Raw genomic sequence first — 23,118 nt, 5'->3', positions numbered from 1 at the left:
AGCAGGCCAAGCAGGCCGGTATCAAGAAAGCCGTCTCTTACCGGTGACCTGATGAGCCGGTGATGTGACGAGCCTCGACCCGCGCAGTGCCCCGCCCTGGTGCGGGGCACTGCGCTGTGCTGTGCCGGGCGGCGTGGCCGTGGCGGGTCGCTCCGGTGAAGCGATCAGGGGCGGGGCCCGACCTCCATGAGGTCGGTGCCGCCAGGAAGGGCGAGGACGCCGCGCCCCTCGACATCCCCGGCGTACCAGGCGCCCCGCTCCATGGCTTCCGGCCAGCGGCGGCGATGGACCGTTCCACGGGCCGACCTCGGTCCGCTCGTCCGCTCCGGCTCTCCTGCGGCGCTGAGCTGCAGTTGAACGGCCACACCGCTGGCGTCCACGAGGAGTGACTGCTTGCGTGCCGCGGGGATCGGTTGCCACGGATGCGCTCGTAGGATGCGCCGGATCCGCTTCGTGGAACGCAGGGCGCTGACGTAGAGGTACAGGACGACGAGGTAGGCGAAGGGCAGCAGGGCCACGACCAGGCCGATCACCCCGTCACCTTCTCCGGGATCCGCGGGCCAGGTGACGCCGGACTCGTGGAGCGCGATGAGCGCGATCATCGCGGCCAGCCACAGGAACGTCGCGACAGCCAGGCGGGCCGTCACCGCACGCCGAGCCCTGGTCCAGGCGGCCCGGGTACCCGGGTGGTCGAAGGCGGCCTTCTCCGTGGAGACTTGCTCCCCCCGCCCCTCCACCGGCGGCGATCCGTGCACGCTGCTTCCTCCCGTGATCCATTCGGCATACATGCGGCATCCATTCGGCGTTGCCGCCCCGGCGTTCCAGCATCAGGTGGCTGAGCGGCGAACAGTGCTGTCCGACCTTATCCGTGCCGGGCGGACCGACTGCTCCCACCAGTGCCGTCGGAACCGAGCGAACGTACAGGGGGTCACCGCTCCATGGTCGGGGAGCCGAGGCGAGGTAACCCACTCCGAAGGAAGGGAGGGCGCGGGGTGAGGCCGCCGTTCACCGTGAGCGGCTCGAACGGTGACCTGTGGTGTGTGGTGCGGCCCGCCGGTGGAGGCGTCTCCGACGTGCACGGAGGCGACGGGGCGGCCATCGGGCGGATCACACGGCACGGCGGGCGACTCCTGCCGTGGCCCGGCCGCGTGCGTTGGACCGTGCAGTCGGCCCACGGGGGCGAGCCGTTGGCCGGCAAGGTCGGGACCGTGAAGGGGTGGCTGGCGTGGACGCTTCTAGGCTCCCCGGTATACGCCGTCGCTCGGGCGATCGGGACTGCCCAAGGACTGCTGCTGTTGGTCGGGGACAAGAAGGAGGCGAGGAAAGAGTTCGCCTGGGCGCTGGAACCCCCGTGCCGCACGCAGTGGCACTCGTCCACCGATCCCGACGTCGTCGCCGTCGACTACCGGGTCAACGGCGTCTATCACCTCGCATCACCGTGGCTGGACCCCCGGCTGGCCTACGCACAGGCTGTGCTGCACGTATGGGACCGCGACCGAGCGTGGGACCGGGACTGAGTGCGAACGCCACAAGTCGGCAACGGCGAACATCCCTGCGTAGGCCGGAAGCCGTCGCTTCGGTAGCCTGCACGCCGGTGACTTGATCAAGGCTACGGGAGGCACACGGGGATGGCGGACTTCACGATCGATCCCGATCGCATGAAGACCCTGATCAACAGGTTGGACCAGGTGGACGACCGCATGCGCGGCGCCCAGGAGCGGCTGAACAAGGTGGGCCCGAAGGGCCTGGGCACAGACGGCCTCGACAACGCCTGCGACGACTTCCAGGACGACTGGGGCGACGGCATCAAGCGGATCGCCGAGGCGTCCGAGCAACTGCACGAGGGGCTCAAGAAGACGCTCGAGTCGTACCAGACGACCGAGCAGGATCTACAGACGGGCTTCAGCCAGAAGTAGTCCCGGCAGCGGCCGGTACCACCGGTGCTCCGACAGCTCGCGCACAACGTGCACAACGTCGTCACGCAGACAACGGGGAGAAGTCAATGGCTTATGGAATGTTCGACGATTCCGACTGGCCCGGGCTGACGTTCAATCCAGCCAAGGGCGACCTTCACACGATCGAGTCACTGGCGTACGACGTCAAGACGGTCGGCGACGAGCTCGACGAGCTGCGCGAGATGCTGCTGAGCATCGGCAAGACGGACGGTGTGTGGGAGGGGGAGGCCGCCGCCAAGTTCCAGGAGAAGATCGGCGAGCTGCCCAAGTACCTCAAGCAGGGTCACGAGTCGATGGCCGCCTGTTCGAAGGCGCTCAGAGGCTGGCACTCGGAGCTCCAGACCATGCAGCGGCAGGCCAAAGCCATGGAGGCGGACGCCGTCGAGGAGCGGAAGCTGCTGGAGCAGAAGAACCAAGCGGTCGACCGGGTCAACGCCAGGATTCAGCAGGCGATGTTCCGACAGCTCACCGAGCCGGAGTCCAAGGCCCTCTCGGAGGAGGCCAACGCCGCCGAGACGGCGGCCCAGGATGCCGCGCGGAATCTCGAGTGGACCCTCCAGAACGCCGAGGCACTGCGCAAGTACTGGGAGGAGCAGGCCGCGAAGGCCGAGAAGGCCATCCGCGAGGCCGCGGAGAACCGGCCGCCGGACCTCGGTATCTGGGACAAGATCACGGACGGGCTGAAGGGTGCCTGGGACGGCTTCAAGGACTTCCTGGTCGACAACGCGGACCTGTTCTCCAAGATCGGTTCCGCCCTTTCCATCCTGTCCCTGGCGACCATGGCCATCCCGCCCGTGGGCGCGGTGTTCGGGGCGCTGGCCATCGGCGCCAGCGCGCTCGCTCTGGCCGGTTACGGGATCAAGACGGCCCGCGGCGGCAAGGTCGGGGTCATGGACTGGGTCGGAGCCGGCCTGGGCGTCCTGCCGGGCATCGGAGCGGTCAAGGGACTGATGGCGGGAGGGAAGGCGGCCAGAGCCGCCGCGGTGGGTCCACGACTCCCAGGTGTCTTCTCCCACGCCGACGAGATGGCGACGTCGGTCAACGTGGCCAGGGGCATGGCCGACGGCCTCCTGTACCAGCAGGTCCTGCTGAGGGCCGGCAAGGGGCTGGGCCTCAGCGACGAGGCCCTGGACGTGGGGAGCTGGACGATGCGGGGCACGCAGATGGGGATCAAGGGAATCGGTCTCGGGCTCGGCCTGGTGTCGGGGTCGTCGGAGACCAAGACGGCCGGCGCGCCGTCCAGCAACACGTTCATGTCGGCGGCGGGAGCGGCGTAACCCATGGACACGATGGTTCCCGGCAGTGCCGCGGCCGACCCCGCGGCTGCCGTTCCGCCGCGTCTGGCTTTCCGCGTACCGCCCACCTTCTTCGAGCTTCCTGTGAAGGAAGCCGTGGACCAGCTCGACGAAGCGCTGATCGAACTGGCCCAGGACGTGTATCCGCAGGGGAACGCCGAACTGTGGTTCCAGTACGTCGCGGCTCAGCTGCCCGTCGTCCTCGAGATGCGGGAGGCCGGAGTCGGCTACGCCGGATTCTGCCTGCTCGACATCGAGGGGCGCCGCAGCACGGCGACGGTGACCGCCACTGTGCTCGAGTCCGTGCCGGGAGGTGGGAAAGCGACCGCTTCGAGCGTCGCCGCGGAACTCGCGGGCTCCGGGGACGGAACGCGCGTGGAGACGTTCTGGCTCGCGGCGGGCGAGGCGGTGGCGCGGTTCACCGCGGAGATCACGCAACTTCCCGGGGAGATCACCGATTCCGGTCGGCCGGAGGAGGTGGAGATCGGGAAGATATCCGTTTTCCTGCCTCTCCGCCGGACCGCGGAGATGGTCCTCTTCGAGCTCAGCACTCCCTGCATGGAGGACTGGGACCTGTACTCCGAGCTCTTCTTCAACATCGTGAACACCCTTGAGGTGAACGAGGTGAACGAGGTGAACGAGGTGAGCGAGGTGAGCGAGGAGAACGAGGAGAACGAGGAGAACAACAAGTACGACGCGAACCCGGCGGCCGACGCCAACCCGGCGATCGAGGTGCCCCTGCAGGCGAAGCCTGTGCGAGACGTGTTCGGATGAGAGGCATGAACGGCACCGTTTCCGAGAAGGCCCTCAGCCTGTTGCCGGTGACATCCGCTCAGCTGACGGCGGTACCGGGACTGGCCGAGACGGTGCGGACCATCGGCGCCGACAGGGGCATCGACTATCTGGCCGACACGGAGGTCGCGGCGCTCCTTTATCGCCATCGGGAGCTGCTGAGGAGGATGAACTCACGCGGGGCGTGGGGTGGTCTCCTGTTCGCTCCCGGAGCGGTCGGAGCCTGGTTCCTGATCGACAGCACCGACTGGGGCGACTTCGACGCGGTGGTCGACGGCATCCTCCTCACCCCGGTGGCGGTCCTGCTCTCGCTGAGTGTGTACCTGCTGGCACGGGCTTTCCACTGCCGTCATGTCTGGGTGCGCGGCGGGACCCGCGATCGGGTCAACGGGTACCTCCACGTCCTGTCGGCAGCGGGTATCCCGTACCGCGCTCTGCCCGCGTGGCTGAAGCCGACCTCTGGGAAGAGATGGCGATGACGCCGATCACCGCCAGTACCGCTGACAACTGGGGCCAGGAAACGTGAGTGTCACTGTCTTTCGCATGCGCATGCAGCCGTCGGACGAGGGAGCGTCGGCGGTCCGTCGATGGGTCGTCAAGGTACGAGGTGGCGCACCTCTCTACGCCGCAGGGACTCTCCCGAGGCCGGACAAGCCCGATGGGCCCGGTGAGCCGACGACCGATTTCGCCCTCTACGAGGACCAAGCAGGTCAAAAACCCGTGTGCTTCGTGGCCCGGCAGGCGCCGGGAACAGGAGAGGACAGCGGCCTGGCCGTGACCGGCGCCGACGGAACCGCGCTGGGTGTGTTGTGGCCGCCTGTCCGACGAAGCCGCCGGCGGCCCCGGTACGAGATGGCGCTGCCCGACGGCACGCGACTGGTCGGCCGCGGTGGGAGCATCGCCGCGTGGGCCGTGTACGTCGTCCTCTCGCCGCTGGTGCTGGTCTTCAACGTGGTAAGCCTCGTCGGGGGATACGGCGGCCCGGACTGGTACCTGCCCTCGCGTACGGCATGGCGGGCGAAGGACGGTGCCGTGCCGGGCCTCGCGGCCCTGCGGTTCAACGGGCTCACCGGCAAGTACCGGGTCCGCACCTCGCGTCTGGACCCGCGCCTCGCCTACGCACAGGCCGTCCTGCACGACTGGTACAACTGAGCCGGCCGCAGGCGGCGGTGGGGTACCCGCGCCCCGCGCCGGTACCCCACCGCCGTCCACGCCGCACGCATGACCGCACGCCGCTGTCCGGAAGGACTCAGCCGACCCGCGCGCACCCGCCGCCCTGGCACGCTCCCGCGCCTCGGGGCTGACGCGCGCTTGCGGGCCGACATCCGGTTGTCGAGCGCCTCGCGCTGTGCCACGTTGAGCAGCCGCCGCGGTCCCGGAACGCCGACGACGCTCAGGAAGCGAGGGTCACCCGCGAACCAGACCTCGTCCACCTGACCCGGCCTGACCTGACGCACCCAGAAGGTGTACCCGCTGCCCAGCCGGTCGCCGTAGCGGAGTGAGACTTGTCTGTCCGGACGTTCGGGGTCGGCGAAGGTGAAGCGCGTGGTGCCGTTCTTGGCGGTCGAGGTCGGAACTCATCATCCGAGCCATGCCGCGGTGGATGTCGCGGTAGTGCTCGCGGGCTCCCACGGCCGTGGTGGTCAGCGTGAGGACGGCGAGATCCCGCCCGTCCGGGAACGGCAGGTACGCGGTCGCTCCGTGAAGGGACCGCCCCTGGGGGTCGGCCTCCACGGGCAGCTCCACCACGGCTTCGGTGAACGCGCCAGGACCGCACGGCAGGTCCACCACGGCGACCGGCAGCGCGTTCTTGCGCGCTGTCGCGGCCCGCACCGCCGCCGGCTTCGGAGGCATCCAGGGGGTCTCGCGCCGGGCCGGCGTGACGACCGACTCCACCATGGCGCCCTCGTCCGCCCGGTGCGCACCGATGGAGGCGTGGACCACGCCCTCCCGCTGCATCTCCACGGTCAGTGCCCTGCCCTGCGCGAGCTGGGTCAGGACGTTCTCACGTGACTGTGCTCGTGGAACTCGGCGCAGGCCGCGTCCAGTTCCTTGGTTTCGACGTCCTGCGTGGACACGTCCTGCATCCACTTGCGGACGTTGTCCAGCTCCGTCCTCGCCCCTTCCAGCGTCTTCTCGAACTGGCCCAGCTCGGCGGGTGTCGGTCTTGAGGCAGTCGGTCACGCGCTCTCCCCGTCAGATGCCCGGCCCTGACGGCACGTGATCGTTCGACCGGTTCCCGGGATCGGGTCCCGTCCCGGCACCGGAAGCAAACGGGGTGGGCCGCAGAGCCGGCCCACCCCTGCCGTGCCGGACGGTCTCAGCCCTCCGCCAGGAACCCCGTCTGCACCAGCTGCCCACTGCTCCGCCGCGAGATGAACTGCCCCCGTCCCTGCGGCAGCGGGGTGGCCTTGATGTTGTTGAACACCGGGCCCTCCGACGGGTCGCCGGAGAGCACGATGCCCTGCGCGCCCAGCTCCTTGATGCGGGTGAGCACCGGCTCGAAGGACGACCGGGAGGCGCCCGACGTGGTGCGGGCCAGGATGATGCGCAGGCCCAGGTCGCGCGCGAACGGCAGGTACTCCATGAGGACCGACATCGGGTTGCCCATCGAGGTCGCGACCAGGTCGTAGTCGTCGATGAAGATGAACGCGTCGGGCTCGCTGTACCAGCTGCGGTTGCGCAGCTGGTCCGGAGTGACGTCGGGGCCGGGCATGCGGCGGCTCATCGAGCCGGCCAGTGACTCCAGGACCTCCTGGAGCTGCGGACCCGAGGCGCAGTACTTGTACATGTGGCTCTCGGGGACCTGGCCGAGCAGCGCCCGGCGGAAGTCGGAGACCACGAACAGCGCCTTGTTCGGCGCGTACCGCTCCGAGACCTGCTTGGCGATGAACCGCAGCAGGGAGGACTTGCCGGACTCGCTCTCGCCGTAGACGACGAACAGCGGGTCGGTCTCGAAGTCCACGAAGACGGGGGACAGGGTGAGTTCGTCGACGCCGATCGCGATGCCGCGGTTGGCGAAGTCGCCGCCCGCGGGCAGCTCGGACGCGGGCAGCATGGTCGGCAGCATCCGCACCTTCGGGGCCGTCGGGCCCTGCCAGGCGTTGTTGACGCCGGCGACGAAGTTCGCCATGCCGTCGGCCATGTCCTCCACCGTCGACGACCCGTCGATGCGCGGCGTGGCGGCGAGGTAGTCCAGCTTGTCCGGGGACAGACCGCGGCCGGGCTTGCCCATCGGCACGTTCTCGGCCCGCTTGCGGTCGAACTCCGACTCCATCGCGTCACCGAGCCGCAGCTCGAGGCGGCTGAGGATCTGGTCGCGCAGCGCCGGCCGCATCTCGGTGTACCGGGTCGCCGTGACGATCAGGTGGATGCCGAAACCGAGACCGCGGGTCGCGATGTCCGCGATGACCGGGTCGAGCATCTCGTAGTCGTTCTTGAACGTCCCCCAGCCGTCGATGATCAGGAAGACGTCGCCCCAGTGCTGGTCGGGGTAGTGGCCCTGCGCCCGGCGGTTGCGGAACGTGGCCATCGAGTCGATGCTCTTGGCGCGGAAGAACTCCTCGCGGGCGCCCAGGATGCCGTGCACCTCCGCCACCGTACGGCGGACCTTCTCCTGGTCCAGACGGGAGGCCACGCCGCCCATGTGGACCAGGCTCTCCAGCGCGAGCATGCCGCCGCCGCCGAAGTCGAGGGCGTAGAACTGCACCTCGGCGGGCGTGTGGGTGAGCGCGAACGACGCGACCATCGTGCGGACGAGCGTCGACTTGCCGGACTGCGGACCGCCCACGATCAGCGTGTGACCGGAGGAGCCGGACACGTCCACGTACATCACGTCACGGCGCTGCTCGAAGGGCTTGTCGACCAGGCCGACCGGGACGACGAGCTTGCTCTGCGCCTGGTAGCCCTCGGCGTGCAGCCCGCGCTCCGCGCTGATGCCCAGCACGGGCAGCAGTTGGTCGAGGCTGACCGGCTCGTCCAGCGGCGCCAGCCACACCTGGTGGGCGGGCGGGCCCTGACCGTCCAGGCGACTGACGATGACGTCGAGCACGGTGTCGGCGAGCGCGTCGTCGATCCGGTCCGGACGGGCCTCCGGCTCCGGCTCGGCCAGTATCCGCACCGGTACCGGCGCCGCGGTGAACAGCACCGGCGAGCGGTCGATCCGGCCACCGCCCTGCGCCACCGGCCCGTTCGGCCGGTAGGTGCCCGACACGTACGCGGCCTTGAACTGCACCATCGTCTCGGTGCCGTACTTCAGGATGCCCGCGCCGGGCACGTTCGGCAGGTGGTAGGCGTCGGGCACGCCGATCGCCGTACGGGACTCCGCCGCCGAGAAGGTCCGCAGACCGATGCGGTACGAGAGGAAGGTGTCCAGGCCGCGCAGCTTGCCCTCCTCCAGGCGCTGCGACGCGAGCAGCATGTGCACACCCAGCGAACGGCCGATGCGGCCGATCTGGATGAACATCTCGATGAAGTCGGGCTTCGCGGCGAGCAGCTCGCTGAACTCGTCGATGATCAGGACGAGCGACGGCAGCGGGTCGAGCGGGGCGCCCGCGGCGCGCGCCTTCTCGTAGTCGGTGATGTTGGCGTAGTTGCCGGCCTGCCGCAGCAGCTCCTGGCGGCGGGTCAGCTCACCGGTGATGGAGTCGCGCATGCGGTCCACCAGCGTGAGTTCGTCGGCCAGGTTGGTGATCACCGCGGAGACGTGCGGCATGTTGCCCATGCCGGTGAAGGTGGCACCGCCCTTGAAGTCCGCGAGGACGAAGTTCAGGGTCTCGGAGGAGTGGGTGACCGCCAGGCCCAGCACCAGGGTGCGCAGCAGCTCCGACTTGCCGGAACCGGTGGCGCCGACGCACAGACCGTGCGGGCCCATGCCCTCCTGCGAGGCCTCCTTGATGTCCAGCATGACCGGCTCGCCGCTCTCGCCGAGACCGATCGGCACGCGCAGCCGCTCGTGCAGCGTGCGCGGCCGCCAGGTGCGCGAGACGTCCACGCCCGCCGCGTCGCCGATCTGCATCAGGTCGGTGAAGTCCAGGTTCGCCAGCAGCGGCTCGTCCGCGTCCGCCGCGCCCAGCCGGAGCGGCGCCAGTTGCCGGGCCAGCGACTCCGCCTGCGCCTGCGACAGCACGTCGGGGGTGCCGGTGAACACACCGGTACCCGCCTCCAGCTCCATGCCGTCGGGGTACGACCGGATCGTCAGCGAGCCGCGCGGCTCGTCGAGGTCACCGGGCACCACCTCGAGGATGGTCACGCCCTGCAGGCCCTCCGCGGAGGCGAGGACGGAGTCCGGCGGTACGCCACCGCCGTCCAGCACGACGACCACGTGCGGCTGGTCAAGGACCGGCTGGCCGTCCCGGCTCCACCGGGGCCGCCCCTCCAGCTGCTGGGCGAGCAACTCCTCCACCTCGCCGAGGTCGTAGCACATCAGCCGGCCGCTGCCGGCGCCGTCGGCCTCCTTGTGCTGCATGTGCGGCAGCCACTTGGTCCACTCCCAGTCCACCGCCGCGCCCGGTGCGGCCACGACCGCCACCACCAGGTCCTCGGGCGAGTGCAGGGAGGTCAGCTGACCGACCATCGCCCGGGTCTGGCCGTACACCGTCTCGGAGTCACCGGAGACCGTCACGTGGTAGAAGGAGCGCAGCCCGATCGCCAGCGGGAGGTCGTTCAGGGCGCCGTAGCCGGCGATGAACTGCTGCATCGCGTGGGCGGTCAGCGGCTCCAGCTCGTCCACCGGCGCCGTCTCGGGCGCGATCAGCGGGGTCGCCAGCTGCTGCGGCCCGAGGCCGAGCCGCACCTGGGCGAAGTCCGGGTCCGTGGAACGCCGCTCCCACAGCCGCGAGCCCTCCGCGACCAGCGCCCACAGCTGCTCCGGCGCCGGGTGCAGGTAGTGCTGGGCGTCGCGCTGCTTGTGCGCGGTGCGCCGCACCTCACGCCGTTTCTGCGCCAGGTACTTGAGGTAGTCGCGACGGCCCTCGGCCATCTGCCCGGACGGACCCTTGCGGGCCCGCACGATCTGGGCGATCACCATGGCGACCGTGGACGCCAGCATGAGCATGCCCATGATCCTCATGAACCCCTGGGCGCCCGGCATGAAGAAGAACGCCGCCGACGACCCCATGCCGAGCATCGGCAGCAGGTTCATCAGCAGACTGTCGTCCTCGTTGCGGGGCAGTTCGGGAGGGGACTCGAGCTTGAGCTCCTCACTCGGCACCTCCGGCGGGAACACCCGCGGTGGGCGCTTGACGATGACGACGCTCACCGTTGCACCAGTCCTTCACGCAATCGCAATCTTGAACCGCCCCCGTTGTGACGGCCCCCGTACGCACGTCAACTCGCCGGGCTCTGCCGGGCCTGTGGGCCGGTCTCCGCCGGACCCATGAGTCGGGCGTTGATCCTACTGTTCTGCGGGGCTCCTGAGCCGGGAGGGGATGGGGAGATGCCGAGTGGGGGCGGTAGGGTGACGCTCCGAAATGAAGCGCGGTACGGGCATCGCCCCGGCGGACCGCGTCCGATCACCATCACTGGACGAGGGGGAACCGTCAGGTGAGTACGGTCTCAGCAACCGGATTCTGCAGAGTCACGGTGGCGGCGCCGAACAGCCGGATCGATGTGGCACTCCCGGAGGACGTACCGCTCTCCGACGTGTACCCGGAGGTCCTGCGGCTGTCCGGGCAGACGCCCGACGAGGCCGCGCCCACCGGCTACAACCTGGTGCGCAGGGACGGTTCCGTCCTCGACGACGGCCGTTCCCTCGCCGAACAGCAGATTCGCGACGGCGAACTGCTGCTCCTGCGCCCGTTCGCCGACTCCCTGCCGCCCGCCGTCTTCGACGACGTCGTGGACGCCGTGGCCGCCGCCGTCGAGTCCGACCGCCGCAGCTGGAACGACGGCATGATGCGCGTCGTCGGCCTGGCCGCCGGCGCGCTGCTGCTGACCATGATGGCCCTGGTGCTGTGGTTCTCCGAGCCGGTCGTCCACGACATGAACGGCGTGCCGGGCGTCATCGCGGGCGTCACCGGTGTCGTCCTCGTCGCGCTGGCGGCCGTACGCGCGCGGGTGTACGACGACCACCAGGCGGCGCTCGCCCTCGGCCTGGCCGCACTGCCGCACCTGCTGGTCGGCGGCTCCGGCGTGCTGGGCGTCCCCGCGGGCGAGGGACCCGGACGGCTGCACTTCCTCATCGGCTGCTCCGTCGTGCTCATCGCCTCGGTGCTGCTCGTCCTGATGCTGCCGCGCAACGACGCTCCCTTCGTCTCCGCCGCCTTCGCCGCCGGCGTCGGCGTCCTCGCCACCTTCGCCGCGATCGTCATGGAGGCCGAGCCGCGCCACGCCGCCGCCGTCACCGCCGTGGTCATGGTGGCCGGCATCGGCTTCCTCCCCGGCTGGTCCGCCCGCTTCGCCAAGCTGCCCATAGGGTTCCGCTCGCCCGACCAGGTCGCCAAGCGCGGGCGCGGCGACGACCAGCAGGAGCAGGAGCCGGTCGACTTCCAGGTCATCGCCGACCAGGCGCGCCGCGGACACGAACTGATGCTCGGCCTCGTCGGCGGCTGCGCGATCGGCGGCGTGGCCTCCGCCGGTGTGGTGCTCGGCTTCTCCACCAGCGGCTGGGCCCAGCTGCTGTCGCTGGCGGCCGGTCTCGCCATGCTGATGCGGGCGCGCCTCTTCCTGTACACCTCCCAGGTCGTGACCCTGATGTTCTCGGGCATCGCCACGATCTGCGCACTGGTGCTCGGCCTCGCCCTCAACCCGCCGGCCGACATCATCAAGGAACTCACCTTCAACGGGAACAGCGCTCCGCTGGACTTCCGCACCATCTGGCTCTCCGCCGCCGTCGCCCTGGGCGCGACGCTGCTGGTGGCCATCGCCCTGGTCGTGCCGCGCAAGGGCGTGACCCCGTTCTGGGGCCGCATGCTCGACCTGTCCGAGGGCGCGGTCCTGCTCTCGCTCGTCCCGCTCTGCCTGGCGGTGCTCGACCTGTACGCGGCGGCCCGGGGCGTGACCAGCGGCTGACCCCGACCGGTCGTCAACGGCACACAGCGGCTGTCACCTGCGGGTGGCAGCCGCTGCCGCGTCCGGCGCCGCTGCCGGGCCCGGACCGGGGCTCCGCTGCCGGGCTGGTACGCTGTGTGACGGCCGTTCGTGTACGCACCTCCGGATTTCCTGGCGACAGCCGGATCTGGGGGCCGCGCCCAGCGGATCCCCGCCTCCCGAGTCATGGAAGCTCCCCTGCGATGCAGACCAGGGGCACTCGGTGGCAGACGAAGAAGACTCACAAGGAGTACGCGTGTCGCTCGACGCCGCTACGAAGAAGCAGATTTTCGCCGAGTTCGGTACCAAGGAGGGCGACACCGGCTCCCCCGAGGTCCAGGTCGCGATGCTCTCGCGCCGTATCTCGGACCTGACCGAGCACCTCAAGACCCACAAGCACGACCACCACTCCCGTCGTGGTCTGCTGATCCTGGTCGGTCAGCGCCGCCGCCTGCTGCAGTACCTGGCCAAGAAGGACATCCAGCGCTTCCGTACGCTGGTCGACCGCCTCGGCATCCGCCGCGGTGCGGCCGGCGGCGCCAAGTAAGACGCCGTGGAGGGAGCGGTTCCCGGGATCAGGGGGCCGCTCCCTTTGCCGTACGTACGGAAAGGTGCGCGTTGTCACCGCCGCTTTGTAGGCTGGTAGCACAACGCGGTACGTACGACTCAGCGTGACGGTATCCGGTCCGAACCGGGTACACGGACGATGTCACGCACACCGAACGACAACGAAGATCACGAACGAACGAGGAGAAGCGCACCTCGCCGCCGCCGGTCCTCGGTAGTGGCCCCCGGGGGACAGAGGTACCCGGGTGCTTCGATCGAAGACCGGCCCGCACCAGACGGAGGCGCTTCTCCGCCACCGTCCCCCTGCCACACGGGCAAGGGGACGAAAAGACGACATGTAACGGAGAACACGCTGGTGGAGAACGAGACCCACTACGCCGAGGCCGTCATCGACAACGGCTCCTTCGGCACCCGCACCATCCGCTTCGAGACGGGCCGCCTGGCCCGTCAGGCCGCCGGCTCGGCCGTGGCCTACCTGGACGACGACACCATGGTGCTGTCGGCCACCACCGCTTCCAAGAACCCGAAGGACCAGCTCGACTTCTTCCCCCTCACGGTGGACGTCGAGGAGCGCATGTACGCGGCCGGGAAGATCCCCGGTTCCTTCTTCCGGCGCGAGGGCCGGCCCTCCGAGGACGCCATCCTCACCTGCCGCCTCATCGACCGTCCGCTGCGCCCGTCCTTCAGGAAGGGCCTGCGCAACGAGATCCAGGTCGTCGCCACGATCATGGCGCTCAACCCCGACCACCTGTACGACGTCGTCGCGATCAACGCCGCGTCCGCGTCCACCCAGCTGGCCGGCCTGCCCTTCTCGGGCCCGATCGGCGGCGTCCGCGTCGCGCTGATCAACAACCAGTGGGTGGCCTTCCCGACGCACTCCGAGCTCGAGGACGCCGTCTTCGACATGGTCGTCGCGGGCCGCACCCTGGAGGACGGCGACGTCGCGATCATGATGGTCGAGGCCGAGGCCACCGAGAAGACCATCCAGCTCGTCAAGGGCGGCGCCGAGGCGCCCACCGAGGAGGTCGTCGCCGCCGGTCTGGACGCCGCGAAGCCCTTCATCAAGGTGCTCTGCAAGGCCCAGGCCGACCTCGCCGCCAAGGCCGCGAAGCCGACCGGCGAGTTCCCGATCTTCCTCGACTACCAGGACGACGTCCTGGAGGCCCTCACGGCCGCTGTCAAGGGCGAGCTCTCCCAGGCGCTCACCATCGCGGGCAAGCAGGACCGCGAGGCCGAGCTGGACCGCGTCAAGGGTCTGGCCGCCGAGAAGCTGCTCCCGCAGTTCGAGGGCCGCGAGAAGGAGATCTCCGCCGCGTACCGCTCGCTGACCAAGTCCCTGGTCCGTGAGCGCGTCATCAAGGAGAAGAAGCGCATCGACGGCCGCGGTGTCACCGACATCCGCACCCTGGCCGCCGAGGTCGAGGCCATCCCGCGGGTCCACGGCTCCGCGCTGTTCGAGCGTGGCGAGACCCAGATCCTGGGCGTCACCACCCTCAACATGCTCCGCATGGAGCAGCAGCTGGACACCCTCTCCCCGGTGACCCGCAAGCGCTACATGCACAACTACAACTTCCCGCCGTACTCCACCGGTGAGACCGGCCGCGTCGGCTCCCCGAAGCGCCGCGAGATCGGCCACGGCGCCCTCGCCGAGCGCGCGCTCGTGCCGGTGCTGCCGACGCGCGAGGAGTTCCCGTACGCGATCCGTCAGGTGTCCGAGGCCCTCGGCTCCAACGGCTCGACGTCCATGGGCTCGGTCTGCGCCTCCACCATGTCGCTGCTGAACGCCGGTGTGCCGCTCAAGGCCCCCGTCGCCGGTATCGCCATGGGCCTGATCTCCCAGGAGATCGAGGGCGAGACGCACTACGTGACCCTCACCGACATCCTCGGTGCGGAGGACGCCTTCGGCGACATGGACTTCAAGGTCGCCGGCACCAAGGAGTTCGTCACCGCCCTCCAGCTCGACACCAAGCTGGACGGCATCCCGGCCTCCGTCCTGGCCGCGGCCCTCAAGCAGGCCCGCGACGCCCGCCTCCACATCCTCGACGTGATGATGGAAGCGATCGACACGCCGGACGAGATGTCCCCCAACGCGCCGCGGATCATCACCGTGAAGATCCCGGTCGACAAGATCGGTGAGGTCATCGGCCCCAAGGGCAAGATGATCAACCAGATCCAGGAGGACACCGGCGCCGACATCACGATCGAGGACGACGGCACCATCTACATCGGTGCCGCGCAGGGCTCGCAGGCCGAGGCCGCCCGCGCCACGATCAACGGCATCGCCAACCCGACCATGCCGGAGGTCGGCGAGCGCTACCTGGGCACCGTCGTGAAGACGACGACCTTCGGCGCGTTCGTGTCGCTGCTCCCGGGCAAGGACGGTCTGCTGCACATCTCGCAGATCCGCAAGCTCGCCGGCGGCAAGCGCGTGGAGAACGTCGAGGACGTGGTCGCCGTGGGTGCCAAGGTCCAGGTCGAGATCGCCGAGATCGACTCCCGTGGCAAGCTCTCCCTCATCCCCGTGATCGAGGGCGAAGAGAGCTCCGAGAACGACGACGACAAGAAGGACGACGCCGACAAGTGACGTCCCACAGCTCCAAGGCGACGGCCCGCACCTCCACCGAGGCGCGGGCCGTCGCCCGTACCCAAACCCTCATCAAGGGCGAGAACGGCATCGGCACGGTCCGCAGGACCACCCTCCCCGGTGGTCTGCGCATCGTCACCGAGACACTGCCCTCCGTGCGCTCGGCGACCTTCGGCATCTGGGCGCACGTGGGCTCCCGCGACGAGACCCCGTCGCTGAACGGCGCCACGCACTACCTCGAGCACCTGCTCTTCAAGGGCACCTCACGGCGCAGCGCGCTCGACATCTCGGCCGCGATCGACGCGGTCGGCGGCGAGATGAACGCGTTCACGGCGAAGGAGTACACGTGCTACTACGCACGCGTGCTCGACACCGACCTGCCGCTCGCCATCGACGTCGTCTGCGACATGCTCACCGACTCGCAGATCCTCCAGGAGGACGTCGACGTCGAGCGCGGCGCCATCCTCGAAGAGATCGCGATGACCGAGGACGACCCGGGCGACTGCGTGCACGACCTGTTCGCGCACACAATGCTCGGGGACACCCCCCTCGGCCGTCCGGTCCTCGGCACGGTCGACACGGTCAACGCCCTCACCGCCGACCGCATCCGCCGCTTCTACAGGAAGCACTACGACCCGACGCACCTCGTCGTCGCGGCCGCCGGCAACGTCGACCACAACAAGGTCGTACGACAGGTCCGCGCCGCCTTCGAGCGCGCGGGCGCCCTGACGCGCCTCGACGCGACCCCCGTCGCCCCGCGCGACGGCCGGCGCGCCCTGCGCACGGCAGGCCGCGTCGAGCTGCTCACCCGCAAGACCGAGCAGGCGCACGTCGTCCTCGGCATGCCCGGCATCGCCCGTACCGACGACCGTCGCTGGGCCCTCGGCGTGCTCAACACCGCGCTCGGCGGCGGCATGTCCTCCCGGCTCTTCCAGGAGGTGCGCGAGAAGCGCGGCCTGGCGTACAGCGTGTACTCGTACACCTCGAGCTTCGCCGACTGCGGACTCTTCGGTGTCTACGCGGGCTGCCGGCCCAGCCAGGTCCACGACGTGCTGAAGATCTGCCGTGACGAGCTCGACCAGGTGGCCGAGCACGGTCTGCCCGACGAGGAGATCGACCGCGCCATCGGCCAGCTGCGCGGCTCCACGGTCCTCGGCCTGGAGGACACGGGTGCGCTGATGAACCGTATCGGCAAGAGTGAGCTGTGCTGGGGCGAACAGATGTCCGTCGACGACATGCTGGGCGCGATAGCGGCGGTCACCCCGGACGAGGTCCGTGAGGTCGCCCGCGACATCCTCGGACAGCGTCCCTCGCTGTCGGTCATCGGCCCGCTCAAGGACAAGCAGGCCGCCCGGCTGCACGACGCCGTCGCCTGACGTACGGTTCTCGACCCCTAAGGAAGCAACTACATGAGCAAGCTGCGCGTGGCGGTCCTCGGTGCCAGGGGCCGCATCGGATCCGAGGCCGTACGGGCCGTCGAGGCGGCCGAGGACATGGAGCTGGTCGCCGCCCTGGGCCGCGGTGACCGGCTGGAGACACTGGCCGAGCGGGACGCCCAGGTCGTGGTCGAGCTGACCACCCCGGCCTCCGTGATGGGCAACCTCGACTTCTGCGTACGGCACGGCATCCACGCCGTGGTCGGCACGACGGGCTGGACCGACGAGCGCCTCGCGCAGCTGAAGGGATGGCTCGACCAGTCCCCGGAGACGGGCGTGCTCATCGCGCCCAACTTCTCCATCGGCGCCGTACTCACCATGAAGTTCGCGCAGATCGCGGCGCCGTACTTCGAGTCGGTGGAGGTCGTCGAGCTGCACCACCCGGGCAAGGTGGACGCCCCGAGCGGCACCGCCACCCGCACGGCCCAGCTCATCGCCGAGGCGCGCCGCAAGGCGGGCAGCGCCCCGCAGCCGGACGCCACGGTGACGGCCCTGGACGGGGCGCGCGGCGCGGACGTCGACGGCGTGCCCGTGCACGCGGTACGCCTGCGGGGCCTCCTCGCCCACCAGGAGGTGTTGCTCGGCGGCGAGGGCGAGACCCTCACCGTCCGGCACGACTCCCTGCACCACAGCAGCTTCATGCCGGGCATCCTGCTGGGCGCCCGCCGCCTGGTGAGCACCCCGGGGCTCACCTTCGGCCTCGAGCACTTCCTCGACCTGGGCTGAACCGAGAGCCGACACCGACACGATGCGCGCGAAGATCACCTATGTCGTCACGGCCGCCGTCCTGGTCGTCTACTTCGTCCTGGTCGGCAGCCGCGGTGTGCTGCTCATCGGGACCGGTGAGCCGGTGGGGGTCGTCCTCGGGCTCGCGGTCCTCGTCCTGCCACTGATCGGGCTCTGGTTCCTGTGGAAGAACACCCAGTTCGTCCGCCGGGCCAACGCCCTCGCCGCCGAGCTCGACGCCGAGGGCGGGCTGCCCGTCGACGAGCTGAAGCGCACGCCGGGGGGCCGGATCGACCGTGACTCGGCCGACGAGGTCTTCGCCCGGCGCAAGGCCGAGACCGAGGACGCCCCCGAGGACTGGCGCAGCTGGTTCCGGCTCGCCGTGGCCTACCACGACGCCCGGGACACCCCGCGGGCCCGCAAGGCGATGCAGCGCGCGATCGCCCTGCACGACGGCAAGCCGGTCCAGCCGGCCTGAAGAACCCGAGCACGCACGCGATGGGGGCCGATCCGTATGCCACGGACCGGCCCCCACTGCTCGCATCACCGCGGGATCAGGCCCGCCCGTACTCCGCGACCCACGCCTCCACGGTGTCCGCGGCCCGGTCGAAGGCCAGCGGGCGGCCGAGGAAGTCGGCGTTGTGCGTGGTCAGCAGCGGTGTCAGGTCCTCGGGCGCCCGGTCCTTCCGCGCCAGGAGCAGGGCTTGGCCCTGCACCGTGCGCGGTACGCCGAGCCAGCGCACCGGCTGCTGGACCGTCCGCGCGGAGACGACCTGCTCCCAGGGAGCCGTGCGCGTGGTGAGGAAGCCCACCTGACGCAGACCCCGCGCACTCACCCAGATCCCCATGCGCAGCATCCGCAGGGCGCAGACGATGACGAGCACGGCCGCGCCGAAGCAGACCGCCCCGGCCGTCAGGGTGCCGGCGAACGCGATGATGACCGCCGCGACCAGCACGTACGAGGCGAGCAGCAGCAGGAGTGCGGCCGCTCCCACCCGCCACGGACCGGGACGGTAGGGCCGGCGCCAGCGGTCACGGTCGCCGAAGGGCAGCGCCGGGTCGTCCACCGCCTCGTCGAAAGCGCGGTCCGCGGTCAGGAAAGGCAGGGGCACGGCTGTTCCTCACTCCATCCACCAGGGCTGTGCCCGGAGATTATCGAGCCGTGTCCCCGCTTACCACCCTCGGGCGGCCCGGGCGGGGCACGTCCCGCGCCGCCGGGGCCGGGGGAGTGCCGTCGGCCGTACGGAGCCGTCAGCGGTTCTGGGACGCCTCGGACTGCTGCGACTGTGCGGGGGACTGGTCGATCGACAGCGCGGGAACGCCGAAGATCAGGGAGCCCACGAGCCCCGCGGTGACGGTGAGCCCCATCAGCCACCGTCCGGCTATCTGGCTCACGGTGGCCCGCTGGCGGGGCGGGGGAGTGACGTTGCTGCGGAACCTGTCGGCTTCGGCGACGAAGGCGAACGGAACGGGCTCGCGCCGACGGGACATGAGTCGTGCTCCTCCTCGGGAACTCGAACGGATCACTGTCATCTATACAGACGAGCGAGTGACCCAAAAGGTGCCCTGAATCACCGCTTTCGCAGAAGTTCGCAGAAGTTCTGTGGCCGGGAGTCGCCGCACACCTCGGAACCGCCCGTTGTCGGTGCCGGGCCGTAAAGTGGGCGCCGCCCGAGAGAAGTGCAGGAAGGGACCCCACGAGCCGTGACCGACACCCCCGCCGACGATTTCAAGCCCGAGTTCCGCAGCGACGTCTCCGTCGAGCTGGTCAAGCACAGCGCGTCCGACGCCGACGTGCTCTTCGCCGCCCGCGTCTCCACCAAGGGCGAGCAGTCCCTGGACGAGCTGCAGAAGGACCCGGAGCGATCCAAGGGCCTGATCAACTACCTGCTGCGGGACCGGCACGGCAGCCCCTTCGAGCACAACTCGATGACGTTCTTCATCAGCGCCCCGATCTTCGTCTTCCGCGAGTTCATGCGGCACCGCGTCGGCTGGTCGTACAACGAGGAATCGGGTCGCTACCGGGAGCTCCAGCCGGTCTTCTACGTCCCCGACGAGTCCCGCAAGCTGATCCAGGAGGGCCGCCCCGGCAAGTACCGCTTCGTCGAGGGCACCCAGGCCCAGCAGGAGCTCGTCGGCCGCGTCACGCAGGACGCGTACGCGTCCGCGTACGAGGCGTACCGGGAGATGCTCGCCGCGGGCGTCGCCCGCGAGGTCGCCCGCACGGTCCTCCCCGTCGGCCTGTACTCCTCGATGTACGCCACGTGCAACGCCCGCTCGCTGATGCACTTCCTCGGTCTGCGCACCCAGCACGAGCTGGCGAAGGTGCCGTCCTTCCCACAGCGGGAGATCGAGATGGTCGGCGAGAAGATGGAGGCGGAGTGGGCGAAGCTCATGCCGCTGACGTACGCGGCCTTCAACGCGAACGGACGTGTGGCGCCGTAACGACCGGCGGGCGCCCACGGCGCGCTCCGCGGGGCACCACCACGCCCCCGTGACGCATGGCGCACACACGTACGGGACGGTAGGGCGAAGTGTCCGGATTGCGGCTATTCGTGAAGTTCATCTAGCCTGATCGAACGGGCCCGGCACTGCTTGAACCCCCGAGCAGGCAGTGCCGGGCTCCACCTTTGTCAGGACTTTCCCGGCCCCCCGAGGGCAGACCGCGTCTTGAGCAACGAGTAGCGTGTTACCCATGGCTCCGACCTCCACTCCGCAGACCCCCTTCGGGCGGGTCCTCACCGCCATGGTCACGCCTTTCACGGCGGACGGCGCACTCGACCTCGACGGCGCACAGCGGCTCGCCACCCACCTGGTGGACGCAGGCAACGACGGCCTGATCGTCAACGGCACCACCGGTGAGTCCCCGACCACCGGTGACGCGGAGAAAGCGGACCTCCTGCGAGCCGTCGTGGAGGCCGTCGGCGACCGCGCCCACGTGGTCGCCGGTGTCGGCACGAACGACACCCACCACAGCATCGAACTGGCCCGCACGGCGGAGCAGGCCGGCGCGCACGGCCTGCTGGTCGTCACGCCGTACTACAACAAGCCCCCGCAGGAAGGCCTGTACCGGCACTTCACGGCCGTCGCCGACGCCACCGGGCTGCCGGTGATGCTGTACGACATCCCCGGCCGCAGCGGTGTCCCGATCAGCACCGAGACGCTCGTACGGCTCGCGGAGCACCCGAGGATCGTCGCCAACAAGGACGCCAAGGGTGACCTGGGCCGCGCGAGCTGGGCCATCGCCCGGTCGCGTCTGGCCTGGTACTCCGGCGACGACATGCTGAACCTGCCGCTGCTCTCGGTGGGCGCGGTCGGCTTCGTCTCGGTCGTCGGCCACGTCGTGACGCCGGAGCTGCGCGCCCTGGTCGAGGCGTACGTCTCCGGCGACGTCCAGAAGGCGACCGAGATACATCAGAGGCTGCTCCCCGTCTTCACCGGGATGTTCCGCACCCAGGGTGTGATGACCACCAAGGCGGCGCTCGCCCTGCAGGGCCTGCCCGCCGGGCCCCTGCGGGCTCCCATGGTCGAGCTGACGCCCGAGGAGACCGCCCAGCTCAAGATCGATCTTGCTGCCGGCGGGGTACAGCTCTGACAACGGACTTCACAACTGAATAGGCAGGACGCAGGTGCCTGCACCCACCAACAACTGCTTTTGCACGAACGTCATGCGCGCCACGTGCCCCACAGGCACGTGGCGTGTGTGGTGAGGAGAGTCTTTTGAGTCATCCGCACCCTGAACTGGGCCCGCCGCCGAAGCTCCCCGCGGGCGGTCTGCGCGTCACTCCGCTCGGCGGTCTCGGCGAGATCGGCCGGAACATGACCGTCTTCGAGTACGGCGGACGCTTGCTGATCGTCGACTGCGGCGTGCTCTTCCCCGAGGAGGAGCAGCCCGGAGTCGATCTGATCCTGCCGGACTTCTCGTCCATCCGGGACCGTCTCGACGACATCGAGGGCATCGTGCTCACGCACGGCCACGAGGACCACATCGGTGCCGTCCCGTTCCTGCTCCGCGAGAAGCCGGACATCCCCCTGATCGGCTCCAAGCTCACCCTCGCCCTCATCGAGGCCAAGCTCCAGGAGCACCGCATCCGCCCCTACACCCTCGAGGTCGTCGAGGGGAACCGCGAGCGCATCGGTCCCTTCGACTGCGAGTTCATCGCGGTCAACCACTCCATTCCGGACGCCCTCGCGGTCGCCATCCGCACCCCCGCGGGCATGGTGGTCCACACCGGCGACTTCAAGATGGACCAGCTGCCGCTGGACAACCGGCTCACGGACCTGCACGCGTTCGCCCGGCTGAGCGAGGAGGGCATCGACCTCCTCCTCACCGACTCCACCAACGCCGAGGTCCCCGGGTTCACCCCGCACGAGCGCGACATCTCCAACGTCCTGCGCCAGGTCTTCGCGAACGCCCGCAAGCGGATCATCGTGGCCAGCTTCGCCAGCCACGTCCACCGCATCCAGCAGATCCTGGACGCGGCCCACGAGTACGGCCGCCGGGTCGCCTTCGTCGGCCGCTCCATGGTCAGGAACATGGGCATCGCACGCGACCTCGGCTACCTCAAGGTCCCACCGGGCCTGGTCGTGGACGTGAAGACGCTGGACGACCTGCCGGACCACGAGGTCGTGCTCGTCTGCACGGGCTCCCAGGGCGAACCGATGGCCGCCCTGTCGCGCATGGCCAACCGCGATCACCAGATCCGGATCGTCCAGGGCGACACGGTGATCCTGGCGTCGTCGCTGATCCCCGGCAACGAGAACGCGGTCTACCGGGTGATCAACGGCCTCACCCGCTGGGGCGCCAACGTCGTCCACAAGGGCAACGCCAAGGTGCACGTCTCGGGCCACGCCTCCGCCGGCGAGCTGCTGTACTTCTACAACATCTGCCGACCGAAGAATCTGATGCCGGTCCACGGCGAATGGCGCCACCTGCGGGCCAACGCCGAGCTGGGAGCCATGACCGGCGTCCCGCACGACCGCATCGTCATCGCCGAGGACGGCGTGGCCGTCGACCTGATCGAGGGCAAGGCGAAGATCTCCGGCAAGGTCCAGGCCGGCTACGTCTACGTGGACGGCCTCTCTGTGGGTGGAGTCGGCGAGCCCGCGCTCAAGGACCGCAAGATCCTCGGTGACGAGGGCATCATCTCGGTCTTCGTGGTGATCGACTCGTCCACCGGGAAGATCACCGGTGGTCCGCACGTCCAGGCCCGCGGCTCCGGGATCGAGGACTCCGCCTTCGGTGCGGTGATCCCGAAGATCACGGAGACGCTCGAGCGCTCGGCGCAGGACGGCGTCGTCGAGCCGCACCAGCTGCAGCAACTCATCCGCCGCACGCTGGGCAAGTGGGTGTCGGACAACTACCGGCGTCGGCCGATGATCCTTCCGGTCGTCGTGGAGGTCTGACCAGCCACGTACGGCCCACGGCGTGGGACGACGCACGCGTCAACTGGGAGCGGGGCGCCTCGATTTGCATCGAGGCGCCCCGCTCCAGTAGGTTTACGGCTCTGCCCGAGGGGGCACCCGGAACCTTCAAGTGCCGGGGGAGCCACCTCCGGGGCGGAGCGGAAATTCCGACTCAGAACTTCTGATAAAGTCGGAATCGCCGGAAAGGGAAACGCGGAAGCGGGAACCTGGAAAGCACCGAGGAAATCGGATCGGAAAGATCTGATAGAGTCGGAAACGCAAGACCGAAGGGAAGCGCCCGGAGGAAAGCCTGAGAGAGTCTCTCGGGT

Annotated in this window: 20 protein-coding genes; 15 read left to right on the top strand and 5 right to left on the bottom strand. The window is 69.6% G+C overall.

The genetic code is table 11. The features are described 5' to 3' along the window. Positions 1 to 164: 164 nt before the first annotated feature. A complete protein-coding gene (locus UW392_RS62135; RefSeq protein ID WP_320784355.1) occupies positions 165 to 755 on the bottom strand; it encodes a hypothetical protein in 591 nt (196 codons plus the stop codon). A 453-nt stretch (positions 756 to 1,208) separates the two neighbouring features. On the opposite strand from UW392_RS62135, the gene UW392_RS62130 reads away from it, so the two are divergent. The 6 genes from UW392_RS62130 (at position 1,209) to UW392_RS62105 (ending at position 5,194) form a co-directional block, all read left to right on the top strand. After that, the gene (locus UW392_RS62130; RefSeq protein ID WP_320784354.1) at positions 1,209 to 1,517 is read left to right on the top strand and encodes a hypothetical protein; all 309 of its coding nucleotides are present in this window, start codon (positions 1,209 to 1,211) and stop codon (positions 1,515 to 1,517) included. Between the two features lie 141 nt (positions 1,518 to 1,658). After that, positions 1,659 to 1,916, top strand: a complete 258-nt coding sequence (locus UW392_RS62125) for a hypothetical protein (protein ID WP_320784353.1) — start codon at positions 1,659 to 1,661, stop codon at positions 1,914 to 1,916. Between the two features lie 86 nt (positions 1,917 to 2,002). After that, a complete protein-coding gene (locus UW392_RS62120; protein ID WP_320784352.1) occupies positions 2,003 to 3,232 on the top strand; it encodes a putative T7SS-secreted protein in 1,230 nt (409 codons plus the stop codon). Between the two features lie 3 nt (positions 3,233 to 3,235). Next, positions 3,236 to 4,024 carry a hypothetical protein gene (locus UW392_RS62115; protein WP_320784351.1) on the top strand — a complete coding sequence of 263 codons (789 nt, stop codon included), beginning with the start codon at positions 3,236 to 3,238 and terminating at the stop codon, positions 4,022 to 4,024. A 5-nt stretch (positions 4,025 to 4,029) separates the two neighbouring features. Next, complete coding sequence (locus tag UW392_RS62110; RefSeq protein WP_320784350.1) at positions 4,030 to 4,521, top strand: hypothetical protein; 492 nt, start codon at positions 4,030 to 4,032, stop codon at positions 4,519 to 4,521. Positions 4,522 to 4,894: 373 nt separating this feature from the next. Next, a complete protein-coding gene (locus UW392_RS62105; protein WP_320784349.1) occupies positions 4,895 to 5,194 on the top strand; it encodes a hypothetical protein in 300 nt (99 codons plus the stop codon). A 255-nt stretch (positions 5,195 to 5,449) separates the two neighbouring features. Here UW392_RS62105 and UW392_RS62100 read toward each other — a convergent pair whose 3' ends face one another. Then, on the bottom strand, positions 5,450 to 6,007 hold the full coding sequence (locus tag UW392_RS62100; RefSeq protein ID WP_320784348.1) for a hypothetical protein: 558 nt from the start codon (positions 6,005 to 6,007) through the stop codon (positions 5,450 to 5,452). 355 nt (positions 6,008 to 6,362) lie between these two features. Then, positions 6,363 to 10,301, bottom strand: coding sequence for a type VII secretion protein EccCa (gene eccCa, locus UW392_RS62095; RefSeq protein WP_320784347.1), 3,939 nt, complete (start codon positions 10,299 to 10,301; stop codon positions 6,363 to 6,365). 284 nt (positions 10,302 to 10,585) lie between these two features. Between eccCa and eccD the strand changes: the two genes are divergently transcribed. The 6 genes from eccD (at position 10,586) to UW392_RS62065 (ending at position 17,861) form a co-directional block, all read left to right on the top strand. Continuing rightward, positions 10,586 to 12,052, top strand: a complete 1,467-nt coding sequence (eccD, locus tag UW392_RS62090; RefSeq protein WP_320784346.1) for a type VII secretion integral membrane protein EccD — start codon at positions 10,586 to 10,588, stop codon at positions 12,050 to 12,052. Between the two features lie 274 nt (positions 12,053 to 12,326). Then, complete coding sequence (gene rpsO / locus UW392_RS62085; protein WP_320784345.1) at positions 12,327 to 12,617, top strand: 30S ribosomal protein S15; 291 nt, start codon at positions 12,327 to 12,329, stop codon at positions 12,615 to 12,617. Positions 12,618 to 12,992: 375 nt separating this feature from the next. Further along, on the top strand, positions 12,993 to 15,221 hold the full coding sequence (locus UW392_RS62080) for a polyribonucleotide nucleotidyltransferase (RefSeq protein WP_320784344.1): 2,229 nt from the start codon (positions 12,993 to 12,995) through the stop codon (positions 15,219 to 15,221). Further along, positions 15,218 to 16,597, top strand: coding sequence for a pitrilysin family protein (locus tag UW392_RS62075; RefSeq protein WP_320784343.1), 1,380 nt, complete (start codon positions 15,218 to 15,220; stop codon positions 16,595 to 16,597). Before UW392_RS62080 ends, UW392_RS62075 begins: the two co-directional genes overlap by 4 nt. Before the next feature lie 33 nt (positions 16,598 to 16,630). After that, positions 16,631 to 17,383, top strand: a complete 753-nt coding sequence (gene dapB, locus UW392_RS62070; RefSeq protein ID WP_320784342.1) for a 4-hydroxy-tetrahydrodipicolinate reductase — start codon at positions 16,631 to 16,633, stop codon at positions 17,381 to 17,383. A gap of 22 nt (positions 17,384 to 17,405) precedes the next feature. Continuing rightward, positions 17,406 to 17,861, top strand: coding sequence for a hypothetical protein (locus UW392_RS62065; RefSeq protein ID WP_320784341.1), 456 nt, complete (start codon positions 17,406 to 17,408; stop codon positions 17,859 to 17,861). A gap of 76 nt (positions 17,862 to 17,937) precedes the next feature. Here the strand turns inward: UW392_RS62065 and UW392_RS62060 are convergent, their stop codons facing one another. Together UW392_RS62060 and UW392_RS62055 are read right to left on the bottom strand one after the other, a co-directional pair. Further along, positions 17,938 to 18,495 carry a hypothetical protein gene (locus UW392_RS62060; RefSeq protein WP_320784340.1) on the bottom strand — a complete coding sequence of 186 codons (558 nt, stop codon included), beginning with the start codon at positions 18,493 to 18,495 and terminating at the stop codon, positions 17,938 to 17,940. 139 nt (positions 18,496 to 18,634) lie between these two features. Beyond that, a complete protein-coding gene (locus UW392_RS62055) occupies positions 18,635 to 18,874 on the bottom strand; it encodes a hypothetical protein (RefSeq protein ID WP_320784339.1) in 240 nt (79 codons plus the stop codon). Between the two features lie 213 nt (positions 18,875 to 19,087). Here UW392_RS62055 and thyX point away from each other — a divergent pair, with 213 nt between their 5' ends. The 3 genes from thyX (at position 19,088) to UW392_RS62040 (ending at position 22,789) form a co-directional block, all read left to right on the top strand. Continuing rightward, positions 19,088 to 19,828 carry an FAD-dependent thymidylate synthase gene (gene thyX, locus UW392_RS62050; protein ID WP_320784338.1) on the top strand — a complete coding sequence of 247 codons (741 nt, stop codon included), beginning with the start codon at positions 19,088 to 19,090 and terminating at the stop codon, positions 19,826 to 19,828. A gap of 250 nt (positions 19,829 to 20,078) precedes the next feature. Beyond that, the gene (gene dapA / locus UW392_RS62045) at positions 20,079 to 20,978 is read left to right on the top strand and encodes a 4-hydroxy-tetrahydrodipicolinate synthase (RefSeq protein ID WP_320784337.1); all 900 of its coding nucleotides are present in this window, start codon (positions 20,079 to 20,081) and stop codon (positions 20,976 to 20,978) included. A gap of 125 nt (positions 20,979 to 21,103) precedes the next feature. Further along, positions 21,104 to 22,789, top strand: a complete 1,686-nt coding sequence (locus UW392_RS62040; protein ID WP_320784336.1) for a ribonuclease J — start codon at positions 21,104 to 21,106, stop codon at positions 22,787 to 22,789. Positions 22,790 to 23,118: the final 329 nt, after the last annotated feature.

The sequence above is a fragment of the Streptomyces sp. CRN 30 genome, assembly GCF_034105845.1.
The sequence above is the reverse complement of the archived record's forward strand: the minus strand, read 5'-3'. Positions and strand labels throughout refer to the sequence as shown.